Source organism: Pseudomonas sp. CP4, assembly GCF_047758505.1.
Taxonomy (GTDB): Bacteria; Pseudomonadota; Gammaproteobacteria; order Pseudomonadales; family Pseudomonadaceae; genus Aquipseudomonas; species Aquipseudomonas fluorescens_AO.
This window is the reverse complement of the sequence record NZ_CP180489.1, coordinates 2,707,690-2,731,686: the sequence shown is the minus strand read 5'-3', so window position 1 is coordinate 2,731,686 and position 23,997 is coordinate 2,707,690. Positions and strand designations below refer to the sequence as shown.

Sequence of the window (23,997 nt, the reverse complement as noted above, 5' to 3'; positions counted from 1 at the left end):
CTCCGCCGCCATGAATAGAACTCTCTACACCGTGCTGTTTTACCTGGGGCTGCCATTGGTGGCGATTCGGTTGTGGCTGCGCGCGCGCAAGGCGCCGGCGTATGCCAAACGCATTGGCGAGCGCTTCACGCTTGGCATGCCGACCCTGCAGCCCGGTGGCATCTGGGTGCACGCGGTGTCGGTGGGCGAAAGCATTGCCGCCGCGCCGATGATCCGCGCCTTGCTCGAGCGCTACCCGGCCATGCCGATCACCGTGACCTGCATGACCCCGACCGGTTCGGAGCGGATTCAGGCACTGTTCGCCAATGAGCCGCGCATCCAGCACTGCTATCTGCCGTACGACTTGCCGTGCGCCGCTGCACGCTTTCTCGATCGCGTACAGCCCAGGCTTGCGGTGATCATGGAAACCGAGCTGTGGCCCAACCATATTCATCAATGTGCCAAGCGCGGGATTCCGGTGGCGCTGGCCAATGGGCGATTGTCGCAGCGTTCCGCCAAAGGCTATGGCCGCTTCAACAAACTCACCGCGCCGATGCTCGCCGAGATGAGCCTGTTGGCCGTGCAGACCGAAGCCGAAGCCCAGCGCTTTCGCGATCTCGGCGCGCGCCCGGAGACGGTTGAAGTCACCGGTTCGATCAAGTTCGACCTGACCATCGATCCGCAACTGCTGCAACGCGCAGCCGAACTGCGCAGCCAGTGGCAGGCGCAGGATCGCCCGGTATGGATCGCCGCAAGCACTCACGAAGGCGAAGACGAAGTGGTGCTCGACGCCCATCGTCGTCTGTTGGCCAATCATCCGGATGCGTTACTGATTCTGGTACCGCGTCATCCCGAGCGTTTCAATTCGGTGTTCGACCTGTGCCAGCGCGAAGGTTTTGCCACGGTACGCCGCTCGACCGGGGCTAATGTCGATGCGCAGACGAGCGTGCTGCTCGGCGACACCATGGGTGAGTTGCTGTTTCTCTATGCCTTGGCCGACAGCGCTTTTGTCGGCGGCAGTCTGGTGCCGAACGGCGGGCACAATCTGCTCGAACCCGCCGCCCTGGCGAAACCGGTACTCAGCGGCCCGCACCTGTTCAACTTCCTCGACATCGCTGCGCAATTGCGTGAAGGCGGTGCGCTGGTGGAAGTCGATGATGCCGAAGGCCTCGCAGTCGAGGTGCAGCGTTTGTTCGAACTGCCCCGTGATGCGCAGCGCATGGCCGAGGCCGGGCTGGCGGTGATGCGGCGCAATCAGGGCGCATTGCAGCGGCTGCTGGATGGCTTGGCGCGGCTGATCCAATAGTCGCCTGGAATATTACTGTGGTGAGGGGATTTATCCCCGCTGGGTTGCGGAGCAGCCCCAAACCATTCAACGCGGTGATTCAGAAAAACCGTGTTCACAGCTGTTGCGACTGCTGAGCAGCCGGACGGGGATAAATCCCCTCACCACAGGGGTTCATTCCAGATTGTTCATGGCCGGGCCTTACTGTGGCGAGGGGATTTATCCCCGTTGGGTTGCGAAGCAGCCCCAAAACCATTCAGCGCGGTGATTCAGTTAGATCTGGCAAGTCGGATTTACGACTGCTGCGCAGCCGAACGGGGATAAATCCCCTCGCCACATGGATTCATCCCCGCTGGGTTGCGAAGCAGCCCCAAAACCATTCGACGCGGTGATTCAGTCAGATCTGGCAAGCATGATTTACGACTGCTGCGCAGCCGAACGGGGATAAATCCCCTCACCACAGGGGATTCATCCAGATTGTTTAAGGCCGGGCCTTGAGCTGCGCCTCGGCCGCCGACGCCAGATCCGGCGGCAGGAAATCCTTGTCCGGGTTGTAATCGGCTTTCAGATAGCGCCGCAGGTCTTCCAGATCACCCGGGTTCAGCGTCCCTGCCGCTTGCTTCAGGCGCAGGTTGTCGAGGATGTAGTCGTAGCGGGTGTTGTTGTAGTTGCGCACCGAGGTGTACAGCTGGCGCTGCGCGTCGAGCACGTCGACGATGTTGCGTGTGCCGACCTGATAACCGATTTCCGTGGCTTCCACCGCACTCTGGTTCGAGATGATCGACTGGCGGCGCGCCTGCACCTGCTCGACGTCGGTGTTCACCGCGCGGTGCAGATTGCGGGTGTTTTCCACCACCTGCCGGCGCAGCGATTCGCGCTGCTGTTCGCTCTGATCGAGTTGCGCATAGGACTGGCGCACTTGCGAACTGGTCAGGCCGCCGCTGTAGATCGGGATGTTCAGTTGCAGGCCCAGCGTGCTCTGCTCGACGTTGCCGCCGTAGGGCGCGCCGAACGAGTTGGGGTTGGCGAAGCCGAGGGCGTCGTTGTCGCCTTTCTCGTATTTCGCCACCGCGTCGAGGGTCGGCAAGTGGCCGGCCTTGCGCTGCTTGAGTGTCTGCTCGGCGGAGCTGACCGCGTAGTTGCTGGCGAGCAGGTTGAGGTTCTGCCGCGCTGCCGTGTCGACCCAGGATTTCGCATCGTTGGGCGCTGGCGGCAGGATCGGCAGCGTATGGACGATGCCCTGAATCGAGTTGTACTGACGGTTGGTCAGGGTGATCAACGCCTGGAACGCATCATCAACCTGACGCTGGGCGACGATGCGGTTGGCTCGTGCGGTGTCGTAACTGGCTTGCGATTGCAGGACGTCGGTCTTGTCCGAGAGGCCGACATCGAAACGCTCGTTGGACTGATCGAGCTGACGTTTGAACGCCGCTTCTTCAGCCTTGGTCGAGGCGAGATTGTCCTGGCTGCGCAGCACGTTGAAGTAGCTTTCAGCCGATTGCAGGATCAGGTTCTGCTCGGTGGCCGAGAGCTGCAGCGCGGCCTGCTCGTTAACGTCCTTGGCTGCTTGATACTGGAACCAGCGATCGGCGCGGAACAGCGGCTGCGCGAGCGTCGCCTGATAGGAATGCGCGCTGCGGTTGGCGATGGCCGAGGGTTGGTCGATCGAGGTGCGCACGTCAGCAACTTCGGCGCCACCGGACAGGTTCGGCAGCAGACCGGCACGGGCCTGCGGCACCACTTCTTTCTGCGCGCCATACTGGGCGCGGGCCGCCGCGAGGTCGGCGTTGTTGTCGACTGCTTCCTGATAGACGCTGACCAGATCGGTTTTGGTCGACAAGGGTGCTTCCGCTGCCCAGGCCATTGTGTTGGACGCACAGGACACGGCAACAGCCAGTGAAAGTTTGCGCAGCATGAGGCGATCCCTAGCATGAATATTATGGAAGTAATCCGGGCGCCAAAGGTAAGGCGCAGCCCGCGCAGCGTCAAGGCTCAGCAGGCCAAGCGAGTGTAGTTGCGCATTGCTCCGGCAACAATCGGCCAGCCTGTGTATTTACGCCATTCATCATGGCGTTCGCTGCGGTGTTGGCGTTCCTCGGTGGTTGTGTCTAGACTGGCCGGGTTCTTGTCGGGGTGCCTTGCTATGAGGCTGAGATCGAATAATTTCGGATCCCGTTGAACCTGATCAGGTTAGCGCCTGCGTAGGGAACAAGATTTCTCGTCACCCGGCGAGTCCTCTTGTGCTTCGTCCGGGATATTGTTCGACAATCGAACGCTCATGACGAATGCACAGCACCGGTCCTGGTGCGTCCGTGCCTTTCAGGTTCTGCTCCGACAATCCACTGCTGGATGCTGTCTGGAGAGCCCGTGATGACAACAAAAGAAAAAAACGCGATCAACCTGAGTGACTCGGCCAAGGTCGACGAGCAATCGGTCAAGCCGTTCACCCGTTCGCAAAAAGTCTACGTTCAGGGCTCGCGCCCGGACATTCGCGTACCAATGCGCGAAATCAGCCTCGATGTAACCCCGACCGATTTCGGCGGCGAGATCAACGCGCCGGTTACCGTCTACGACACCTCCGGCCCGTACACCGATCCAAACGTGGTCATCGATGTGCGCAAAGGTCTGGCCGATGTGCGTTCGGCGTGGATCGATGACCGTGGCGACACCGAGCGTCTGCCGGGCCTGAGTTCGAACTTCGGCCAGCAGCGTCTGGCCGATGCCGAGCTGACCAAACTGCGTTTTGCCCACGTCAACAACCCGCGCCGGGCCAAGGCCGGGGCCAACGTCAGCCAGATGCACTACGCGCGCAAAGGCATCATCACCGCCGAGATGGAGTACGTCGCCATCCGCGAAAACATGAAACTGCAAGAGGCCCGCGCGGCCGGCCTGCTCAAGCAGCAACACGCCGGCCACAGCTTCGGCGCAAGCATTCCGAAAGAGATCACCCCGGAGTTCGTCCGCGAGGAAATCGCCCGTGGCCGCGCGATCATTCCCGCCAACATCAACCACGTCGAACTGGAACCGATGATCATCGGCCGTAACTTTCTCGTGAAGATCAACGGCAACATCGGCAACAGCGCGCTGGGCTCTTCGATCGAAGAAGAAGTGGCGAAACTGACCTGGGGCATTCGCTGGGGCTCGGACACGGTGATGGACCTGTCCACCGGCAAACACATTCACGAAACCCGCGAGTGGATCATCCGCAACTCGCCGGTGCCGATCGGTACCGTGCCGATCTATCAGGCGCTGGAGAAGGTTAACGGCGTCGCCGAAGACCTGACCTGGGAGCTGTTCCGCGACACCCTGATCGAGCAAGCCGAGCAGGGCGTCGACTACTTCACCATCCACGCCGGCGTGCTCCTGCGCTACGTGCCGCTGACCGCCAAACGCGTCACCGGCATCGTTTCCCGTGGCGGCTCGATCATGGCCAAGTGGTGCCTGGCGCACCACAAAGAGAACTTCCTCTACACCCACTTTGACGAAATCTGCGAAATCATGAAGGCCTACGACGTCAGCTTCTCGCTGGGCGATGGCCTGCGTCCCGGCTCGATTGCCGACGCTAACGACGAAGCGCAATTCGGCGAACTGGAAACCCTCGGCGAGCTGACCAAGATTGCCTGGAAGCACGACGTGCAATGCATGATCGAAGGCCCGGGCCACGTGCCGATGCAGTTGATCAAAGAGAACATGGACAAGCAGCTCGAATGCTGCGACGAGGCGCCGTTCTACACCCTCGGCCCGCTGACGACCGACATTGCGCCGGGCTACGATCACATCACCTCGGGTATCGGCGCGGCGATGATCGGCTGGTTCGGTTGCGCGATGCTCTGCTACGTGACGCCGAAGGAGCACTTGGGCCTGCCGAACAAGGATGACGTGAAGACCGGGATCATCACTTACAAGATCGCCGCACACGCAGCGGACCTGGCCAAGGGACACCCGGGCGCGCAGATCCGTGATAACGCACTGAGCAAGGCGCGTTTCGAATTCCGCTGGGAAGACCAGTTCAACCTCGGTCTGGACCCGGACACCGCACGTTCCTACCACGACGAAACCCTGCCGAAGGATTCTGCCAAGGTCGCGCATTTCTGTTCGATGTGCGGGCCGAAATTCTGCTCGATGAAGATCACCCAGGAAGTCCGCGAATATGCGGCCAACCAACGCATCGACGCGGTCGACGTGGACGTCGCCAAGGGGCTAGCTGAGCAGGCCGAGCGGTTCAAACAGGAAGGCAGCCAGCTGTACAAGAAAGTCTAGTCACAAGCGGCAAGCGGCAAGCTGCAAGATTAGAAGCGGTCCGCGTACCGCTTTTAACTTGCGGCTTGCAGCTTGCCGCTTTTTCCTGCTCCTCTTTGAGATAACACCCTTGAGCATTCAACCCGGCACTTATTCTCCCGACCTCGCCGTCCCCGCTGAAAAGCGTGTGTTCGGCGGTCGCGATCTGTTTTCCCTGTGGTTCTCCCTCGGTATCGGCCTGATGGTTCTGCAGACCGGCGCATTGCTTGCGCCGGGGCTGGGCCTGTCCGGTTCGTTGCTGGCGATATTTCTGGGCACGCTGGTGGGCGTGCTGCTGCTCGCGGCGGTCGGCGTGATCGGCAGTGACACCGGCTTGTCATCGATGGCGGCGCTGAAGCTCAGTCTCGGCAGCAAAGGCGCGAGCCTGCCGGCGCTGCTCAATCTGCTGCAACTGATCGGCTGGGGCTCGTTCGAAATCATCGTCATGCGCGATGCCGCCAGCCTGCTCGGCACCCGCGCCTTCAGCGAAGGCTCGCTGTGGGCCAATCCGATGCTGTGGACGCTGTTTTTCGGCGCGCTGGCGACCTTGCTCGCGGTGAGCGGGCCGTTGACGTTCGTGCGGCAGATTCTGCGCAAGTGGGGCATCTGGCTGTTGCTCGCCGCGTGCCTGTGGCTGACCTGGAACCTGTTCGCCAAAGCCGACCTCGCGGCATTGTGGGCGCGCGCCGGTGACGGTTCGATGCCATTCGCGGTGGGCTTCGACATTGCCATCGCCATGCCGCTATCGTGGCTGCCGCTGATTGCCGACTACTCGCGTTTCGGCAAGCGCGCGAAGAATGTCTTCGGTGGCACGGCTGTCGGTTTTTTCATCGGTAATTTCTGGCTGATGAGCCTTGGCGTGGCCTACACCCTGGCGTTCGCGCCGAGCGGTGAAGTCAATGCGTTGCTGCTGGCCTTGGCTGGCGCCGGTCTGGGCATTCCGCTGTTGCTGATTCTGCTCGACGAGTCGGAAAACGCCTTCGCCGATATTCATTCGGCGGCGGTCTCGAGCGGGATTCTGTTGCGCCTGAAAGTCGAGCACCTGGCCTTGGCCATCGGCGTGATCTGCACGCTGATCGCACTGCTGGCGCCGTTGGCGCAGTACCAGAATTTCCTGCTGTTGATCGGCTCGGTGTTTGCGCCGCTGTTCGGCGTGGTGCTGGTGGATCACTTCATCCTGCGCAAGCGCAGTGCTCAGGTCGCCTCAGCCGCATTGCGCTGGCCGGCGTTGCTGGCGTGGCTGGGTGGCGTGAGCACCTACCATTTGCTGGCGAATCTGTATCCGGATGTCGGCGCAACCCTGCCGGCGCTGGTGCTGGCAGGGTTGCTACATCTGGTGCTGGGCCGGGCCTTCAGTTACGGCCGGGAAACAGCTCAGGCTTGAGAATGCCGTTCAGGCGCGGGTAAGGAATCTTCAGTTCGACGTGGCCCAGCGCATAGGGCGCGATGGTGGTCACGTCGTACTTGAGGATCACGCCACCGTAGGTCAGCGCCACGTGCGGGGTTTTCACGAACGGCCAGTTCGCGACGAATTCCGCCTCCTGATCGAGCTTGGTGCTGATCAGCCAACTGTTGTGCGCCACTTGCGCGGCTTTCCAGAACGCCTCTTCCTGACCCGGCAACAACATGTCGGACAGGTTCAGCACTTTGTGTTGCTGGCGCGAATAGTTGATGAAACCGCGACCCGGAGTGCCGTGGGCGCCGCCGGTGTCGAGGTAACTCGACAGTTCGATGATCACCAGTCCGTCATGCTGCTCGCGTACTTTCGCTTGCAGATAGCTGCTGTTGCGCGGGCCGGCGCTGGCGAGGAACTGCTCGCGGTAGGCGGCCAGAGTTGGCGCGACCGGTGCGTTCTTCTCGGTGCGGGTCATTTGCAGCAGACGTTTTTCGATGATGCCGTCCAGTGCCGGCTCATCCGGGAAGCGCAGGGTGTCGATGTTCACCAGCGGGCAATCGGGGTTGGAGCAGCCGGGTTTCAGTTGCTCCGAAGCGTCGCGGGTGGTTTCCAGCGGCGTGCGATAGTTGGGCTGGAACAGGCTGGCACAGGCGCCCAGAGTCAGGGCAATAGCGGCCACAGAGGCAATTTTGAAAAGCGACATGGGCGTCCTTTCGAAAGCAGGGGAAGGCGAAAAGTTACCGCTTCGACTCTCAACGGAGCAGTCAGTTCGCCACTAAGCTAATTAGAGTGGGTTTCACCGTCACCGTCCATCCCGCTGACGGTAAAGGGGCTGCATCAAACGGTGCGGGCGCGTTAGGATGGCGCGAAGTCGAGGTTGCCGGTCACACACAGCAACCTCGTATTGGATGTGCAGTAAAGAGGATGTTTATGACGGACTTTGCCAACGCCATTCCGACCGCCGTCGATATCGTGCGGCGCGAAAAATGCTACGAGGGCTTCTACAAGCTCGACCGTGTGCACCTGCGCCATGAGTTGTTCGCCGGTGGCATGAGCCGCGAGATCAATCGTGAAATCTTCGTGCGCCACGATGCCGTGTGCGTCCTGCCTTACGATCCGCAGCGCGATGAAGTGGTGCTGATCGAGCAGTTTCGCGTCGGCGCCATGGGCAAGGCCGACAACCCGTGGCTGGTCGAACTGGTCGCCGGTCTGATCGACAAGGATGAGCAACCGGAAGAAGTTGCTCACCGCGAGGCGCAGGAGGAAGCTGGACTGGACATCAAGGCGCTGTGGCCGATGACCAAGTATTTCCCGTCGCCGGGTGGCAGCAACGAATTCGTGCATTTGTATCTGGGGCGTTGCAGCACCGACGGTGTCGGTGGGCTGCACGGGCTGGAAGAAGAGGCCGAAGACATTCGCGTAACGGTCTGGGCATTTGAAGATGCCTTGCAGGCCGTGCGTGACGGTCGGATTGCCAACGCGGCGAGCATCATCGCCTTGCAGTGGCTGGCGCTGAACCGCGCCGAAGTGAGGGGGCTATGGTCGTAAACAAGCTGCGCGATCGTTATCGGGTTGACCTCGTGGGGCTGCAAGCCGCCTGTGAGGCCAACTACGCGCGCCTGATGCGACTGCTGCCGGACATGCGCAACGAACCCGAGGCGCGGCGTATCGCCGTGACCCAGGGCGAGCAGATGCTCGGCGTGCTCGCCCTCGAAGTGCTGCAGACCTGCCCGTACACCACGACCTTGCAGGTGCGCCAGGAACACAGCCTGCCTTGGCTACCGGTGCCGCAACTGGAAGTACAGGTCTATCACGACGCGCGCATGGCCGAAGTGATCAGCGCCGAACATGCACGACGCTTTCGCGGCATCTATCCTTATCCGAACGCTGCCATGCACCAGCCCGATGAAAAGGCCCAGCTCAATGTGTTTCTGGGCGAATGGCTGAGCCATTGCCTGGCGCTGGGGCACGAGTACGAAGTCGTTCGCTAGTTGTGAACTGCGTCCGCTTCGGCGGTTTCCCCTTTGTGTCATCCCCCAGCATAATTGCCGCACCCATCCATTGCGTGCCTAGCCCCGGGAGAGCGCCTTGCCCAGCGTATCGACATTGACCAGCGCCGACCCGGCGCTGCTGGTGCAGTTGTCCGACAGCCACCTGTTCGCCGCAGCGGACGGCAAGCTGCTGGGCATGAAGACCCGCGCGAGCCTGCAACAGGTCATCGACCTGGTGTTGGCGCAACAGGCGCAGATCGATCTGCTGCTGGCCACCGGCGACATTTCCCAGGACGGCACGCTGGAGTCGTATCAGGCCTTCCGCCAGATGAGTGGACAGATCGCCGCGCCAGCACGCTGGATACCCGGCAATCACGACGAGCCGATGGTCATGGCCGAGGCGGCGGTGCAGAGCAGCTTGCTCGAACCGGTAGTCGATATCGGCAATTGGCGGGTGACGATGCTCGATTCGGCGGTGCCGGGTTCGGTGCCGGGCTATCTGCAGGATGATCAATTGCAACTGCTCGCCCGCGCGCTGAGCGAAGCGCCGGAACGTCATCATCTGGTGTGCCTGCATCATCATCCGGTGTCGATCGGCTGCGCATGGATGGAGCCGATCGGCCTGCGCAACCCGGAAGCGTTCTTTGAAGTGCTGGACCGCTTTCCGCAGGTTCGCGCGGTGTTATGGGGGCATGTGCATCAGCAAATCGATCGCGAGCGCAATGGCGTGCGCTTGATGGCCTCGCCTTCGACGTGCATCCAGTTCGAGCCCGGGAGTGCGGATTTCAAAGTGGGCGAGCAGGCGCCGGGGTATCGCTGGCTGCGGTTGTTGCCGGATGGGCGTTTGGAAACCGGGGTTGAGCGCGTGACTGGATTCGATTTTCAGGTTGATTACGGTTCCAACGGTTACTGAGACCATACGGGCCTCTTCGCGAGCAGGCTCGCTCCCACATTGAAACGCGATTCCCTGTGGGAGCGCCGGTGCGACGCTTCGACCTGCTCGCGAAGGCGGCCGCACAAACACCCACGATTGCTCTGACTCCCTGTAAACTCCGCTATCTTTCGCCGACAGCCAGGGAGCTCAAATGTCCGGTTCGATCCTCTATATCCACGGTTTCAACAGCGCGCCGGCCTCGAAGAAGGCCTGTCAGCTGGTTGCGGTCATGGAGCGGCTGGGGTTGAGCGAGCAATTGCGCGTGCCGGCGCTGCATCACCATCCGCGCGAAGCCATCGGTCAGCTCGAGCAGGCAATCGCCGAGCTGGGCCGGCCGTTGCTGGTGGGAAGTTCGCTCGGCGGCTACTATGCGACTCACCTGGCCGAGCGCCATGGCCTGAAAGCCCTGCTGGTCAACCCGGCGGTCAGCCCGCACCGGATGTTCGATGGTTATCTGGGCACGCAGAAGAACCTCTACACCGATGAAACCTGGGAACTGACCCACGGCCACGTCACGGCGCTGGCCGAACTGGAAGTGCCACCACCGCAGGATCCGCAGCGTTATCAGGTCTGGTTGCAAACCGGCGACGAAACGCTGGATTATCGCCTCGCCCAACAGTATTACCGCGCCTGTGCCCTGCGCATTCAGGCTGGCGGCGACCACAGTTTCCAGGGCTTTGCCGGGCAATTGCCGGCGTTGCTGAGTTTTGCCGGCATGGCTGCCGATATGTATCAGGCAATCGATTTCACCACGCTGTGAAGTCTTGCCCCTCTTTCATGAATGACTGACGACGAGACCTTATGGCCACTCCCAGCGCTAGTTCTTATAACGCCGACGCCATCGAAGTCCTCTCGGGCCTCGACCCGGTGCGCAAACGCCCCGGCATGTACACCGACACCAGTCGGCCGAACCACCTCGCCCAGGAAGTCATCGACAACAGCGTCGACGAAGCCCTGGCCGGCCACGCCAAATCGGTGCAGGTCATCCTGCACGCCGACCATTCGCTGGAAGTCAGCGACGACGGCCGAGGCATGCCGGTGGACATTCACCCGGAAGAAGGTGTGTCCGGTGTTGAACTGATCCTTACCAAGCTGCACGCGGGCGGCAAGTTCTCCAACAAGAACTACCAGTTCTCCGGCGGTCTGCACGGCGTGGGTATTTCCGTGGTCAACGCGCTGTCGACCGAAGTGCGCGTACGGGTCAAACGTGACGGCAACGAATACCAGATGACCTTCAAGGACGGCTTTAAGGCCTCCGAGCTGGAAATCGTCGGCACCGTCGGCAAGCGCAACACCGGCACCAGCGTGTACTTCGCGCCGGACCCGAAATACTTCGATTCACCGAAATTCTCCATCAGCCGCCTCAAGCACGTGCTCAAGGCCAAGGCTGTGTTGTGCCCGGGGCTGCTGGTCAGCTTCGAAGACAAAGGCACCGGCGAGAAAGTCGAGTGGCATTACGAAGACGGCCTGCGCTCCTACCTGGTCGATGCGGTCAGCGAATTCGAACGTCTGCCGAACGAGCCGTTCTGCGGCGCCTTCGCCGGTAACAAGGAAGCGGTCGACTGGGCGCTGCTGTGGCTGCCGGAAGGTGGCGACGCGGTGCAGGAAAGCTACGTCAACCTGATCCCGACTGCGCAGGGCGGCACGCACGTCAACGGTCTGCGTCAGGGCCTGCTCGATGCGATGCGCGAGTTCTGCGAGTTCCGCAGCCTGCTGCCGCGCGGCGTGAAGCTGGCGCCGGAAGACGTCTGGGAGCGCATCGCGTTCGTCCTGTCGATGAAGATGCAGGAACCGCAATTCTCCGGCCAGACCAAAGAGCGTCTGTCTTCCCGTGAAGCGGCGGCGTTCGTCTCCGGTGTGGTGAAAGACGCTTTCAGCCTGTGGCTCAATGCCAACCCGGAGACTGGTCTGGCCCTGGCCGAACTGGCGATCAACAACGCCGGCCGCCGTCTCAAGGCGAGCAAGAAAGTCGAGCGCAAACGCGTCACCCAAGGCCCGGCGTTGCCGGGCAAACTGGCGGACTGTGCGGGGCAGGACCCGATGCGTTCCGAGCTGTTCCTGGTCGAGGGTGACTCCGCCGGCGGTTCGGCCAAACAGGCGCGGGACAAGGAATTCCAGGCGATCCTGCCGTTGCGCGGCAAGATCCTCAACACCTGGGAAGTCGACGGCAGCGAAGTGCTCGCCAGCCAGGAAGTGCACAACATCGCCGTGGCCATTGGCGTCGATCCGGGCGCGGCGGACATGAGCCAGCTGCGCTACGGCAAGATCTGCATCCTCGCCGACGCCGACTCCGACGGTCTGCACATTGCGACCTTGCTGTGCGCGCTGTTCGTTCAGCACTTCCGCCCGTTAGTGGATGCCGGTCACGTCTACGTGGCGATGCCGCCGCTATACCGTATCGACCTCGGCAAAGAGATCTACTACGCCCTCGACGAAGCCGAGCGCGACGGCATTCTCGATCGCCTGGTCGCCGAGAAGAAGCGCGGCAAGCCGCAGGTCACCCGATTCAAGGGTCTGGGCGAAATGAACCCGCCGCAACTGCGTGAAACCACCATGGACCCGAACACCCGGCGTCTGGTGCAGTTGACGCTGGGCGAAGACTTCGCCGAAACCTCGGAAATGATGGACATGCTGCTGGCGAAGAAACGCGCCGGCGACCGCAAATCCTGGCTGGAATCCAAAGGCAACCTCGCCGAGGTGCTGGCCTGATGCAGTTTGGCTGGGCCTTGGCGGGTGCGTTGCTGCTGAGTGCGCTGAGCGTGTCGGCCGAGCCGCGGCAAGAATTGCGGCTGCTCTCCGAACACCCGGTCGAGGGCATGCGCGGCGGCAACCTGTCGGGTCTGGCCATGTGCGGCAATGAGCTGTGGACGGTTTCCGATCGCGATGACGAGCAGATCTATCGGCTCGATACCCGCGATCCGGTCTGGCAGGCGCAAACCGTGCACATCGACGTGCCGCCCGTGCCGGAGAGCGGCTTGCCGTGGGGCTTGAGTTCGCGCACCTGGGCGGCGTCGTTCATTCGCGGCGGCGATCTGGATTTCGAAGGCATCAGTTGCGACAGTGCCGGTAATCGCTACATCGTCAGTGAAGCCCATGCGGCGGTGCTGCAGGTGCCGGTCAGCGGTCCGGCGAACTGGCTGAAGATCTCGCCGCTGCTGGTTCGCGAGGCGCGGGCGAGTGGCATGCTGCTCAAGTTCAATGCGATCTTCGAGGGCCTGGCGATCAACCCGGCGGGCGACCGGATGTGGCTGGCCGCCGAACGACAGAACCGCGGCCTGCTGCTGATCAAGCGTCAGCAAACAGTCTGGGATTGCGACGGTCGCTGCGTGCTGCTCAGTGAGGGCGGCAAGGAAATGCAGCCGGCGCAGTTCCCGAAAGCGAAAGCGGTCGACCGCGACTTTTCCGACATTTCGTTGTTCAACGGCAAGCTGTTTACCCTCGAGCGCAACGCGTTCGAGATTTGTCGTCGCGATGCGCAGACGGCCAAGGTCGAGCAGTGCTGGTCGTATGCAGGTGAACTGTTGCAGGAAAATCGCCGCTACTCGCAGAACTACGGACTGGAGGAAGCGCTGATCATTGATGCTGAAGGCGCGTGGATCGGCGTCGACAACAATTTTGGCCCACGTGCTGACGGCGAAGTCCGCCCGGTGGTCTGGCGCTTCGCCGCGCCGGACGGTGGCTGGAGTGCCAGGCCATGAGCCAGCAACCGCCGGGCAAGCGCGCCGGTCGGGTGTTGATGATCCTCGCCTGGTGCGCGGCGTTGTTTCTTGCGACGAAGTTTTTTGGGCAGTGGGAGCAGCGCCAGCAGAATCCGAACATCGTGGTCACGTCGGAGCAGGGCGAAGGTTTTATCGAAGTGAAACTGGCGAGCAATGCCCAAGGGCATTTTGTCGCCAGCGGCCAGATCAACGGCGAGCCGGTCGAGTTCATGCTCGACACCGGCGCCACCGATGTGGCGATCCCGGCGGATCTGGCCAAGCGTTTGAAGCTGCAAGAAGGTTTTGGCGTGACCCTGAGCACGGCCAATGGCCTGAGCCAGGGTTACCGAACGAAGATTGCTCGCCTGCAATTGGGCGACATCGTCCTGCGGGATGTCCGCGCACTGGTGGCGCCGGGTCTGCATGGCGATCAGGTGCTGCTCGGCATGAGCGCCCTGAACAAACTTGAATTTACCCAGCGCGGTGGCACCATGCTGCTGCGCCAGACAACGAACCGATGAGGCCCGCATGAGCGACTCCCTTGATCTCAGCCTGGACGGTGTAGAACGCCGCTCGCTGGCTGACTTCACCGAAAATGCCTACCTCAACTACTCCATGTACGTGATCATGGACCGCGCCTTGCCGCATATCGGCGACGGCCTGAAACCGGTACAGCGGCGTATCGTCTACGCCATGAGCGAGCTGGGGCTGGACGCTGATTCCAAACACAAGAAATCGGCGCGTACCGTCGGTGACGTGCTCGGTAAATTCCACCCCCACGGCGACTCGGCGTGCTACGAAGCGATGGTGCTGATGGCGCAGCCGTTCAGCTATCGCTACACGCTGGTCGACGGCCAGGGCAACTGGGGTGCGCCGGACGATCCGAAGTCCTTCGCCGCCATGCGTTACACCGAAGCGCGGCTGTCGCGCTATTCCGAAGTGCTGCTCAGCGAACTGGGCCAGGGCACCGCCGACTGGGGGCCAAACTTCGACGGCACGCTGCAGGAACCGCTGGTGTTACCGGCGCGCCTGCCGAACATTCTGCTCAACGGCACCACCGGTATCGCCGTAGGCATGGCCACCGACGTGCCGCCGCACAACCTGCGTGAAGTCGCCACTGCCTGCGTGCGTCTGCTCGATGAGCCGAAAGCCACGGTCGAGCAGCTTTGTGAGCACATTCAGGGCCCGGACTATCCGACCGAAGCGGAAATCATCACGCCGCGCGCCGACCTGCTGAAGATGTACGAAACCGGCAAGGGCTCGGTGCGTATGCGCGCCGTGTACCACGTCGAGGACGGCGACATCATCGTCACCGCGCTGCCGCATCAGGTCTCCGGGGCCAAAGTGCTGGAGCAGATCGCCGCGCTGATGCAGGCCAAGCCATCGAAAGCGCCGCAGATCGCCGATCTACGCGACGAATCCGACCACGAAAACCCGTGCCGCATCGTGATCATCCCGGTCAACAGCCGCGTCGATCACGAAGCGCTGATGCAGCACCTGTTCGCCAGCACCGAGCTGGAGTCGACCTACCGGGTCAACGTCAACATCATCGGTCTGGACGGCAAGCCGCAACTGAAAAACCTGCGTGCGCTGCTGGTCGAATGGCTGGAGTTCCGCGTACTGACCGTGCGTCGCCGTCTGCAATTCCGCCTCGACAAGGTCGAGCGTCGTCTGCACCTGTTGGACGGTTTGCTGATTGCCTACCTCAACCTGGATGAAGTAATTCACATCATCCGTACCGAGGAGCATCCGAAAGCCAAGCTGATCGAGCGTTTCGCCCTCAGTGAAATTCAAGCCGACTACATTCTCGACACGCGTCTGCGTCAGTTGGCGCGACTGGAAGAGATGAAGCTGCGCGACGAGCAGGATGAACTGCTCAAGGAACAGGCCAAGCTGCAAGCGCTGCTGGGCAGCGAAGCGAAGCTGAAGAAACTGGTGCGCACCGAGTTGCTCAAAGACGCCGAAACCTACGGCGACGACCGCCGTTCGCCAATCGTCGAGCGCGCCGAAGCCAAGGCGCTGAGCGAACACGATCTGCTGCCGAACGAGAAAGTCACTGTCGTGCTGTCGGAAAAAGGCTGGGTGCGTTCGGCCAAGGGCCATGACATCGACGCCACCGGCCTGTCGTACAAGGCCGGCGATGGCTTCAAGACCTCGGCGGCGGGGCGCTCCAACCAGTTTGCCGTGTTCATCGACTCCACCGGCCGCAGCTATTCGGTCGCCGCGCACACCTTGCCGTCGGCCCGTGGCCAGGGCGAACCGTTGACCGGCCGTCTGACGCCGCCACCGGGCGCATCGTTCGAATGCGTGCTGATGCCCGAAGACGATGCGCTGTACGTGATTGCGTCCGATGCCGGTTACGGCTTCGTGGTCAAAGGCGAAGATCTGCAAGCGAAGAACAAGGCCGGCAAAGCGCTGTTGAGCTTGCCGAACAACGCCAAGGTCATCGCGCCGCGGCCTGTGGCTGATCGTGAGCAGAACTGGCTGGCCTCGGTCACGACCGAAGGTCGCCTGCTGATCTTCAAAATCAGCGATCTGCCACAATTAGGTAAGGGCAAAGGCAACAAGATCATCGGCATTTCCGGTGAGCGCGTGGCCAGCCGCGAGGAATATGTCACGGACATCGCCGTCCTGCCGGAAGGCGCCACCCTGGTGTTGCAGGCTGGCAAACGGACCCTGTCGCTGAAAGCCGACGACCTCGAGCACTACAAAGGTGAGCGTGGACGGCGCGGAAACAAACTTCCGCGGGGCTTCCAGCGGGTCGATGCGCTGCTCGTCGAAAACCTCAATTAGGCGAGAACGCCATCCTAGAGCGTTCGATCTGCGATTAAACGCGTAGATCGACGCTTTGGCGCTGGAGTCGGAACGCATATTCACGGATGATATGGCCTTTCAAGCGCCGGCGTGGCCGAGCGTTCTTCATATTTATTGAGTATTTTCACTGTGGTCAGCCTTGTGGCGGCCACCTGGACGGGATGATGACTGCGCTACGCCCCCTTATTTTGTTGCTCGCCGGCGTTCTTGGCCTGGCGGGTTGCAGCGTTCACCAGCCGGTGTCGCTGTATCAACTGGACAGTGGAAGTCCGGTTCAGCCTGCGCAAAGCGCGGGCATGGCGGTTTTGCTGGGGCCAGTGGTAGTGGCCGATTACCTGCAACGCGAAACCCTGCTGCAGCGTCAACCCGACGGCAGCCTGCAAGCGGCGACCGACGGTCGTTGGGCTGGCAGCCTTTCGTCGGATATCGATCAGTTGCTGATGCGTCAGGTGGCTGGTCGTCTGGACAGCCAGCGTGTAGTGCTGGCGCCTGCTACTGCCGGGTTTACCCCGGATGTGCAAGTGCTGCTGACCATCACTCGTCTGGATTCCGGGGCGAAACAACCGGCTATTCTCGATGCGCAATGGCGTTTGATCGATCGTCGAGGCAAGGTGCGCGATAACCGCATCATTCATCTGCAGGAGCTGCACGCCGGCAGCACCGCTTCGCAGGTGCAGGCACAAGGCATCCTGTTGCAGCGTCTGGCCGAGCAATTGTCGGTGGCGCTCAAGCCTCTGGCCAACCAGCCGCCCGTGGCCGAGGCACCGCGCAAAGCCGCGCCGAAGCCCGCAGCGCCGGCGGCGGATGCCGAGAAGCAACCGAAGATTCCAATGGCCTCGCCGATCCGTACCGATATGGAAGTGTTTCGCTTCTGAGGCCAGAACGAGTCAGAACAGAGCCCGCCTTGTGCGGGCTTTGTTGTGTCTGGGGGGGCAGAGATTATTCATCTTCAGCGCTGGCCCCTTCACGAGCAGGCTCGCTCCCACATTTGATCGGCGACGTGCAGGCCCGGTGGGAGCGAGCCTGCTCGCGGAGGGGGTCAGTACAGGCAACAAAAAGCCCGCAGACATTCACTCATCTGCGGGCTTTTGCGTATCGGGCCTAAGCCTTACGCCCGGCGCTCATGCATCCGCGCCAGTTGCCGCTCCAGCATCGATGGATAAGGCTCCATCAACCGCTCCACACAGCAAGCGCCCTCGGGGCTGGCGATCGGCCGGATCCGCGCGCGCTGCCGGATCAGCGCGTCATCACTGATCTTGCGCTCGACCAGCAAGAGATTGCGGCTGTGCTGCGACAAGGCCAGTGCATCCTGGGCCGAATCGGTCAGCAGCAGATCGATCTGGCTCAGGCCAAACAGCTCATCGCCCAAGGTCAGGCCCAGCTGCAATTGCAGGGTGATGCCGCTGTCCGCGACCTCGATCTGCAACTGGTGACCGAGTGCGCGCAGCAACTCGCCGCAGCAGATGGCATTGGTCAGGTAGTCGTCGCCGCAATCTTCGGTGTGGAACAGCAGCAACGTACTGCCATCGTTGAGGGTTTCGATTTCGCCCTGATACAGCGAAGCGGCCTGTTCGAGGCAGTCGCGATAGCGTTCCTGCAATTCTTCCAGACGTGCGCGAGGCAAGCGGCGTAATTGTTCCTGCGAGCCCAGTTGCACGGCCAGTACGGCGGTGTGCTGTGGCACGTCAGGCGTCGGTTTGCGCGTGAGCGGTTGTGCGGCGCTGGTGAGCGACTCGTCGCGCAGGTCGGCGAAGGCGTCATCATCGTCATCGTCTTCGACGGTGCTGACCAAGTGACGCGGGGCCGGTTTCTTCGCGGCCAGCGGGCGGCTTTCGTCGAAGCTTGGATCGCGCAGATTACGCACCTCGAATTCCGGCTCGTCTTCTTCCTCGGCGAATTCCGGCTCGGGTTCGGGCTCAGGCTCCGGTTCCGGGGCGTAGCTGGCGTGCAGCTGGCGCGCCAGATCACCGATTTCATCCTGACGATCGATGCCCGGTGTATGCGCGTCGATGCGGCGCAGCCATACACGCAATTGCAGCAGCGGCGTCGACAGATAGCGGCCCATGCGCAGGCTCAGAGCCAGCGACAGTGCCAGCAGAATCGCGCTCAGAATGCCCATGCTTTGCAGGCTGATGGTCATCGGCTGCTGGAACTGATCCATGTCCAGGCTGATGCGCAGTTGCCCGGCCGTCACGTCCTGGAAAGTGATCTTGCTCTCGTACATGCCCTCGGCTTCGCCCAGCAGGCTGTGCTTGGGACGCTGACCGGACTCGGCGAGGATGCGGTTGTCCACGCTGTAGATCGCCGCGTGGGCGACCAGTTTGTTCTTGGTCAGGTTGTTGAGCAGCACGTTGAGGCTGAGGATGTCGTTGGACACCAGCAGCTCGGTGGCGGAGGTGGCGGTCTGCGTGGTCAGGCTTTCGCCCAGCGCATCGGCCTGCTCGTGCATGGCCTGCTTGAATTGCAGCCCCATCACCCCGGCATAGATCACCAGGGCCAGAGCGACCAGGATCACGTTGTGGCTGGCAATGCGCAATGCAATCGGTACACGGCGGTGGCGCAGTGCACGGAAGATCAGCAGGAAGAAGTTATCGGTTTTGACTGGCGTGGGCCGGTTCACTTGAGCTCGGCTCTTTGTCCGTGAAGTTGACGCGCAGTATAGCGACAGGCCCCAGACCGGCAAAGCGCTCGCGGTGCCCGATGGTCACTGAAAGTGGGTAGAATGCGGTTTTTTTCCAGTTGCGGGGGTGCGCGTTGCGCGAAATCGTCCTGATTAACATCACGGGAGTCGACCGTCCGGGTCTGACGGCGGCCATCACCGGTGTTCTGGCACAAGGTGGTGTGAACATTCTCGACATCGGTCAGGCGGTGATCCACGACACCCTGTCGTTTGGCATCCTGGTTGAAATTCCCGATTCCGAGCAGGGCAAATCGGTGCTCAAGGACATCTTGTTCAAGGGCTACGAACTGGATCAGCAAGTGCGCTTCACCCCGGTGTCCGAAGAGGATTACCAGCAGTGGGTGGGCAATCAGGGCAAGAAACGCCATATCGTCACCCTGCTGACGCGCAAGGTCACTGCCGGCCAATTGCAGGCCGTCAGCGCGATCACCGCCAAATATGGCCTGAACATTGACCATATCGACCGTCTGTCGGGGCGCATGCCACTGGACACACCGGCCGACAAAGGCAAGGGTTGCATCGAGTTTTCCGTGCGCGGCGAAGCTGCCGATCCGCAGGCCCTGCGCGCCGAATTTCTCAGCGTTGCCCAGGAATTGAACGTCGATATCGCCTTTCAGGAAGACTCGCTGTTCCGTCGCAACCGACGTCTGGCCGTGTTCGACATGGACTCGACGCTGATCGAAGCGGAAGTCATCGATGAGCTGGCCAAGGCGGCCGGCGTGGGTGACCGGGTCTCGGAAATCACCGAGCGCGCCATGGCCGGCGAACTGGATTTCCGCGCCAGCTTCAAGGAGCGTCTGGCGCTGCTCAAGGGCCTCGACGTCAGCGTGCTCGACTCGATCGGCGCCTCGCTGCGCCTGACCGAAGGCGCAGAAACCCTGTTCGCCGAACTCAAACGGCTCGGCTACAAAACCGCTATCCTGTCCGGCGGCTTCACTTATTTCGCCAAGCAACTGCAGGCCAGGCTTGGCATCGACTACGTGTTCGCCAACGAGCTGGAAGTGGTCGACGGCAAGTGCACCGGTCTGGCGATCGAGCCGATTGTCGATGCGCAGCGCAAGGCTGACTTGCTCAAGGAACTGGCGCACAAGGAAGGTCTGCGTCTGGAGCAGACCATTGCCGTCGGCGACGGCGCCAACGATTTGCCGATGCTGGCGATTGCCGGGTTGGGCGTGGCGTTTCGCGCCAAGCCATTGGTCAAACAGTCGGCGAAGCAGGCGATCTCAACGCTGGGACTGGATGGTGTGTTGTATCTGCTGGGCTTCCGCGATCGCGACGGGCAGCTCTGAGATCTCGATAAGCTGATCTGGCCTCTTCGCGAGCAGGCTCGCTCCCACGGGAAACCTCATTCCAGTGTGGGAGCGAGCCTGCTCGCGAAGGCCGAGCCTCGATCTAGAGCGAATGCCACAACGAATCAAAATCCTCCTCGCCCCCGCCATTGTGCGCAGGATCCAGCGAGCGATAGGCGAACTGGTTGAAACTGTGCGTACTCGCCACCCGCCGATCCAGCCCGGCGCGGTGTTCCTCGCCCTGAGTGTTGATCAACACCTTGTTGCCTTCCTGAAACGGCAGACGCGGCGCGAGTAAGGTGGCCGGCACATCGATCGCACTGATTTCCGGCAGCAGCAAGCCGCGCAAATACTGGCTGTGATCGTCTTTCGTTCGCACGAGTTGCAGACCGCACGGCTGCGCGTGTGGCGCGACCAGTTCAATGCCCATCTGCGTGCCGCTGCCCCGCACCTGGCGGATCCAGCGAATCACCGCAATGCTCCAGCCTTTGCTCTCGCTGTCCTGAATGCCGAGCATTTCCCCGGCCTGCAATTCGGCCGGCACCTCGCTCGGCCAGGCCAGGCAATAGCCGCCGGGGCTGTGGTTGATCACCGGCAGGGCGTAAGTCGGATAGTTCGGTGCGTTGCCGGGGCCATCGTCCTCGCTCAATTGGTCGTACTGGATTTCCTCGTACGGCAACAGCTCATCGTTGCTTTGCGGGGCGGCGTCGAACGCTTGGCTCCAGCTGTCCTTTTCGCCGTTGGCCACCACGCTGCTGAAATTTGCCGCGCGGGCACCGGGATGTTTGAGCAACTCGCTGAAGGTGCGCTCGCCGCCGAGGTAGAAGTGCAGGGCGCTCATGCCGACACACACAGTCAATGAGCCTTGGCCGGCGATACGCTGAAAGCTGCGTTCCGCAGCCTGGCCCCAAGTGGCGTGGAGATGTTGCAGGGTATCGAGGCTGAGACCGGCGGAGACAGGCAAAGGTGTCGAGGTCGGCTGGTGCTGCAAGTGCGTTTCGAGCTGTTTGACCAGTGGCTGCGGATCGAAGCCCAGCAGCCCGCTCTGTTGTTCGCTGCGAAACATCTTGCGGTAGCGCGGGCCGACATCGAGTTCCGGACTGACCGCAAACAAGCCGTCGTTGGTGCTGCCGGGATGCAGCTTGAGCAGAGCGCTCCACGGCTCGATCACCTCCGCTAGCCGGGCGATCTGGCTCTGGCGCAATTGATTGCAACGGGCGCTGCCCAATAGCAGAGCGGCGATGTAGGTTTGCTCGACGCTCAGTTCGCTGGTCAGGTAAGCCAGATCATCGCGCAGCCGCCGTTGCTGCAGCTGTAGTTCAGAAGCGCTGCGATACAGCTGATGCAGTTCGAACCACACATGCTCGGGTGGAGAACTGTACAACTGCGTCGCACGCACCAGTTGCGCCTTCAGCGCGTGCGCGGCACGTTGCAAAGCGGTGCTGACCAATGTCGCGCGGTCCTTGCTGTATTTGGGCAGGATACGCAGGGCGATCTGTTTATAGCCGATGGCCAACTGGCCTTGCAGGGCCTGACACAGGTTGCTGACTTTGCGCGAACGCTCGTCGAGCATGATCGCCTGATGCAGAAAGTGCCGTTCCAGATGCTGGCAGACGAAATACACCTCGGGCCGCAGCAGTTCCAAGAGTTGCAGGCGATTGTCGCTAGGAGTGAGCAACAGGTTCAGTTCGCCGAGGCCTTGATAGAGCAGGCGGGCGGTTTCGCCGATGTTGGCCTTGGGCAGGCCGGCGATCCAGCGCTTGAGGTCGCGCGGGCTGGCGTCGCAGAACGACAGGCGCGTTTGCGTGGGAGTCGGAGCGCGCAGCTTGGGAGAAAAGTTGGTCTGGCTCATGAGCAAAACCATAGCAGCAAATGCCGCGGTTTGCGGAAGCAGCCTTGGCTGCTTCCGCGAACAGGGTCACGCTTTTGGCAGTGCCAGACCCTGGCCCATCTGCACTGGCGAACCGGCCACCAGCTCTTCGGCCCACTTCACCTGATCCGGGCCAAACAGCACGATCGCCGTTGAACCGAGCTTGAAGCGCCCCAGTTCCGCGCCTTTTTCCAGATGAATCGGTGCGCGTGCGGCTTCGTCGTAGCGGAAGGTTTTCAGCTCGCGCTTTGGTGGTGTGACCAGACCGGCCCACACGGTTTCGATCGAAGCGACAATCATCGCGCCAACCAGCACCACGGCCATCGGCCCGCGTTCTGTATCGAAAATGCACGCCACACGCTCGTTGCGGGCGAACAGCTCGGGAACGTTTTCGGCGGTGGTCTGGTTCACCGAGAAAATCCGCCCCGGGATGTAGACCATTTCGCGCAGGGTGCCGGCCAGCGGCATGTGCACGCGGTGGTAGTCCTTCGGCGACAGGTAAATGGTGGCGAAGTCGCCGCCCATGAACGGCGCCGCGTTGGCCGCATCACCGCCGAGCAATTCAAGCACGCTGAAGCTGTGGCCCTTGGCCTGGAACACGCGACCGTGCTCGATCGGGCCGAGCTGGCTGACCGCACCGTCGGCCGGGCTGAGGATCGCGCCCGGGGTTTCGTCCAGTGGGCGTGCGCCATCTTTCAGGGCGCGCGTGAAGAACGCGTTGAAGTGCTCGTAAGCGGTGAGGTCTTCGACCAGCGCTTGCGACATGTCCACTTGATAACGCTTGGCAAACCATTGGGTGAAGGCATTCTTGAACCAGCGCACGCGGCATTCGGCGATGCAGCCGGCCAGGCGCGACAGCAGGTGATGCGGCAGCAGGTACTGACTGAGGATAAACAGACGCTCTTTCATTAGTTGTCCTTAAAACCTTGAATCTCGACAGGCGTGTCAGGGTGGTTGCCCCATTCGCCCCATGAACCGGCGTAGCCCTTGACCCGCGGATAACCGAGGGATTTGGCCACCAGATAAGTGAAGCCCGACCGGTGATGGGTCTGGCAGTGGGTAATGATTTCCTTGTCCTTGGTGATCCCAAGGTTTTCGAGGATCTGCGGCATGTCGCTGCGGATGCGCAACTGACGCGCCGGGTCCATGCCCGCGGTCCATTCGAAATTGACCGCGCCGGGGATGTGTCCGCCCTTGGCTGCGAGGACTTTCTCGCCGGAATATTCCAGCGGCCCACGCGCGTCCCAGATCGCCAGATCGGCCGCGCCGAGACGGCTTTGCAGGTATTCGCGGGTGGCGGTCGGTTCGTCGTGCAGGGTCAGCGAGACCGGGCCGCCGACTACGGGTGGTACCTGGATCGACATCGGCATTCCGTCTGCCAGCCAGGCCGGCAGGCCACCATCTATATAGTGGTACTTGTCATGGCCGATGACATCGAGCAGCCAGATGAAGCGTCCGGCCCAGCCGCCGCCCTCATCGTCATACACGACGTAGACCGCGTCTTTGCGATGGCCGAGCTCGCCGAACAGCGCTTGCAGATCGGCTTTCGCCGGCATCAAACCCGGCGCCGGTGGCTGGCCGAGCTGGGTGCGTTTCGGGTCGACAAAACGTGCGCCGGGCAAGTGACCTTCGGCATACCGGGCAGGGCTGGTCAGGTCCACCAGGATCAGTTCCGGGGACTCCAGACGCGGCAGCAGGTCGCTCGGCTCGATGACAAGCGACAAGCCAGAGAAGTCAGACATGTGAGGTCTCCAGAGCACAAAGGGGAGGATTGTAGCGCAGG

19 protein-coding genes and 1 riboswitch are annotated in these 23,997 nt (G+C 61.9%); of the genes, 13 read left to right on the top strand and 6 right to left on the bottom strand.

Translation table 11 applies throughout. The annotated features are described in order from the left end of the window. Positions 1–10: 10 nt before the first annotated feature. The gene (gene waaA / locus ACMYUN_RS12120; RefSeq protein WP_415763815.1) at positions 11–1,285 is read left to right on the top strand and encodes a lipid IV(A) 3-deoxy-D-manno-octulosonic acid transferase; all 1,275 of its coding nucleotides are present in this window, start codon (positions 11–13) and stop codon (positions 1,283–1,285) included. 460 nt (positions 1,286–1,745) lie between these two features. On the opposite strand, the gene ACMYUN_RS12115 is transcribed toward waaA, so the two are convergent. Beyond that, a complete protein-coding gene (locus ACMYUN_RS12115) occupies positions 1,746–3,179 on the bottom strand; it encodes a TolC family outer membrane protein (RefSeq protein WP_016771977.1) in 1,434 nt (477 codons plus the stop codon). Between the two features lie 204 nt (positions 3,180–3,383). Continuing rightward, a riboswitch (TPP riboswitch) is annotated at positions 3,384–3,489 on the top strand. 145 nt (positions 3,490–3,634) lie between these two features. On the opposite strand from ACMYUN_RS12115, the gene thiC reads away from it, so the two are divergent. Both thiC and cytX read left to right on the top strand, forming a co-directional pair. Then, entirely contained in the window at positions 3,635–5,524 is a 1,890-nt protein-coding gene (thiC, locus tag ACMYUN_RS12110) for a phosphomethylpyrimidine synthase ThiC (RefSeq protein WP_415763813.1), read from the top strand. A gap of 109 nt (positions 5,525–5,633) precedes the next feature. Continuing rightward, a complete protein-coding gene (gene cytX, locus ACMYUN_RS12105) occupies positions 5,634–6,926 on the top strand; it encodes a putative hydroxymethylpyrimidine transporter CytX (protein WP_415763811.1) in 1,293 nt (430 codons plus the stop codon). On the opposite strand, the gene ACMYUN_RS12100 is transcribed toward cytX, so the two are convergent. After that, positions 6,895–7,641, bottom strand: coding sequence for an RsiV family protein (locus ACMYUN_RS12100; RefSeq protein ID WP_016771974.1), 747 nt, complete (start codon positions 7,639–7,641; stop codon positions 6,895–6,897). The genes cytX and ACMYUN_RS12100 overlap by 32 nt on opposite strands. Before the next feature lie 227 nt (positions 7,642–7,868). Between ACMYUN_RS12100 and ACMYUN_RS12095 the strand changes: the two genes are divergently transcribed. The 9 genes from ACMYUN_RS12095 to ACMYUN_RS12055 all read left to right on the top strand — a co-directional run bounded on the left by ACMYUN_RS12095 (position 7,869) and on the right by ACMYUN_RS12055 (position 17,250). After that, entirely contained in the window at positions 7,869–8,486 is a 618-nt protein-coding gene (locus ACMYUN_RS12095; protein ID WP_024011344.1) for an NUDIX domain-containing protein, read from the top strand. Then, positions 8,477–8,929 (top strand): DUF1249 domain-containing protein, encoded by a 453-nt coding sequence (locus ACMYUN_RS12090; RefSeq protein ID WP_039756811.1) that lies wholly within the window; start codon positions 8,477–8,479, stop codon positions 8,927–8,929. The genes ACMYUN_RS12095 and ACMYUN_RS12090 overlap by 10 nt, the downstream gene beginning before the upstream one ends. A 97-nt stretch (positions 8,930–9,026) precedes the next feature. Further along, positions 9,027–9,842 (top strand): 3',5'-cyclic-AMP phosphodiesterase, encoded by an 816-nt coding sequence (gene cpdA / locus ACMYUN_RS12085; protein WP_415763809.1) that lies wholly within the window; start codon positions 9,027–9,029, stop codon positions 9,840–9,842. Between the two features lie 172 nt (positions 9,843–10,014). Beyond that, positions 10,015–10,623, top strand: a complete 609-nt coding sequence (locus ACMYUN_RS12080; protein ID WP_415763808.1) for a YqiA/YcfP family alpha/beta fold hydrolase — start codon at positions 10,015–10,017, stop codon at positions 10,621–10,623. Between the two features lie 41 nt (positions 10,624–10,664). Continuing rightward, on the top strand, positions 10,665–12,572 hold the full coding sequence (parE, locus tag ACMYUN_RS12075) for a DNA topoisomerase IV subunit B (protein ID WP_024011346.1): 1,908 nt from the start codon (positions 10,665–10,667) through the stop codon (positions 12,570–12,572). Continuing rightward, positions 12,572–13,561 (top strand): esterase-like activity of phytase family protein, encoded by a 990-nt coding sequence (locus ACMYUN_RS12070; protein ID WP_415763807.1) that lies wholly within the window; start codon positions 12,572–12,574, stop codon positions 13,559–13,561. The genes parE and ACMYUN_RS12070 overlap by 1 nt, the downstream gene beginning before the upstream one ends. After that, a complete protein-coding gene (locus ACMYUN_RS12065; RefSeq protein ID WP_415763806.1) occupies positions 13,558–14,082 on the top strand; it encodes a TIGR02281 family clan AA aspartic protease in 525 nt (174 codons plus the stop codon). The genes ACMYUN_RS12070 and ACMYUN_RS12065 overlap by 4 nt, the downstream gene beginning before the upstream one ends. A gap of 7 nt (positions 14,083–14,089) precedes the next feature. After that, positions 14,090–16,354: a DNA topoisomerase IV subunit A gene (gene parC / locus ACMYUN_RS12060; protein ID WP_024011349.1), complete on the top strand. Its 2,265-nt coding sequence runs from the start codon at positions 14,090–14,092 to the stop codon at positions 16,352–16,354. A gap of 185 nt (positions 16,355–16,539) precedes the next feature. After that, entirely contained in the window at positions 16,540–17,250 is a 711-nt protein-coding gene (locus ACMYUN_RS12055) for a membrane integrity-associated transporter subunit PqiC (RefSeq protein ID WP_415763805.1), read from the top strand. Between the two features lie 233 nt (positions 17,251–17,483). Here the strand turns inward: ACMYUN_RS12055 and ACMYUN_RS12050 are convergent, their stop codons facing one another. Further along, positions 17,484–18,995, bottom strand: a complete 1,512-nt coding sequence (locus ACMYUN_RS12050; protein WP_129998198.1) for an AhpA/YtjB family protein — start codon at positions 18,993–18,995, stop codon at positions 17,484–17,486. 134 nt (positions 18,996–19,129) lie between these two features. On the opposite strand from ACMYUN_RS12050, the gene serB reads away from it, so the two are divergent. Then, positions 19,130–20,344 carry a phosphoserine phosphatase SerB gene (gene serB, locus ACMYUN_RS12045; RefSeq protein ID WP_415763804.1) on the top strand — a complete coding sequence of 405 codons (1,215 nt, stop codon included), beginning with the start codon at positions 19,130–19,132 and terminating at the stop codon, positions 20,342–20,344. Between the two features lie 103 nt (positions 20,345–20,447). Here serB and ACMYUN_RS12040 read toward each other — a convergent pair whose 3' ends face one another. The 3 genes from ACMYUN_RS12040 to rhdA form a co-directional block, all read right to left on the bottom strand. After that, on the bottom strand, positions 20,448–22,196 hold the full coding sequence (locus tag ACMYUN_RS12040; protein WP_415763803.1) for a molecular chaperone: 1,749 nt from the start codon (positions 22,194–22,196) through the stop codon (positions 20,448–20,450). Between the two features lie 66 nt (positions 22,197–22,262). Beyond that, positions 22,263–23,123 carry an archaetidylserine decarboxylase gene (gene asd / locus ACMYUN_RS12035; RefSeq protein ID WP_024011354.1) on the bottom strand — a complete coding sequence of 287 codons (861 nt, stop codon included), beginning with the start codon at positions 23,121–23,123 and terminating at the stop codon, positions 22,263–22,265. Next, positions 23,123–23,956, bottom strand: coding sequence for a thiosulfate sulfurtransferase (gene rhdA / locus ACMYUN_RS12030; RefSeq protein WP_129998194.1), 834 nt, complete (start codon positions 23,954–23,956; stop codon positions 23,123–23,125). Before rhdA ends, asd begins: the two co-directional genes overlap by 1 nt. Positions 23,957–23,997: the final 41 nt, after the last annotated feature.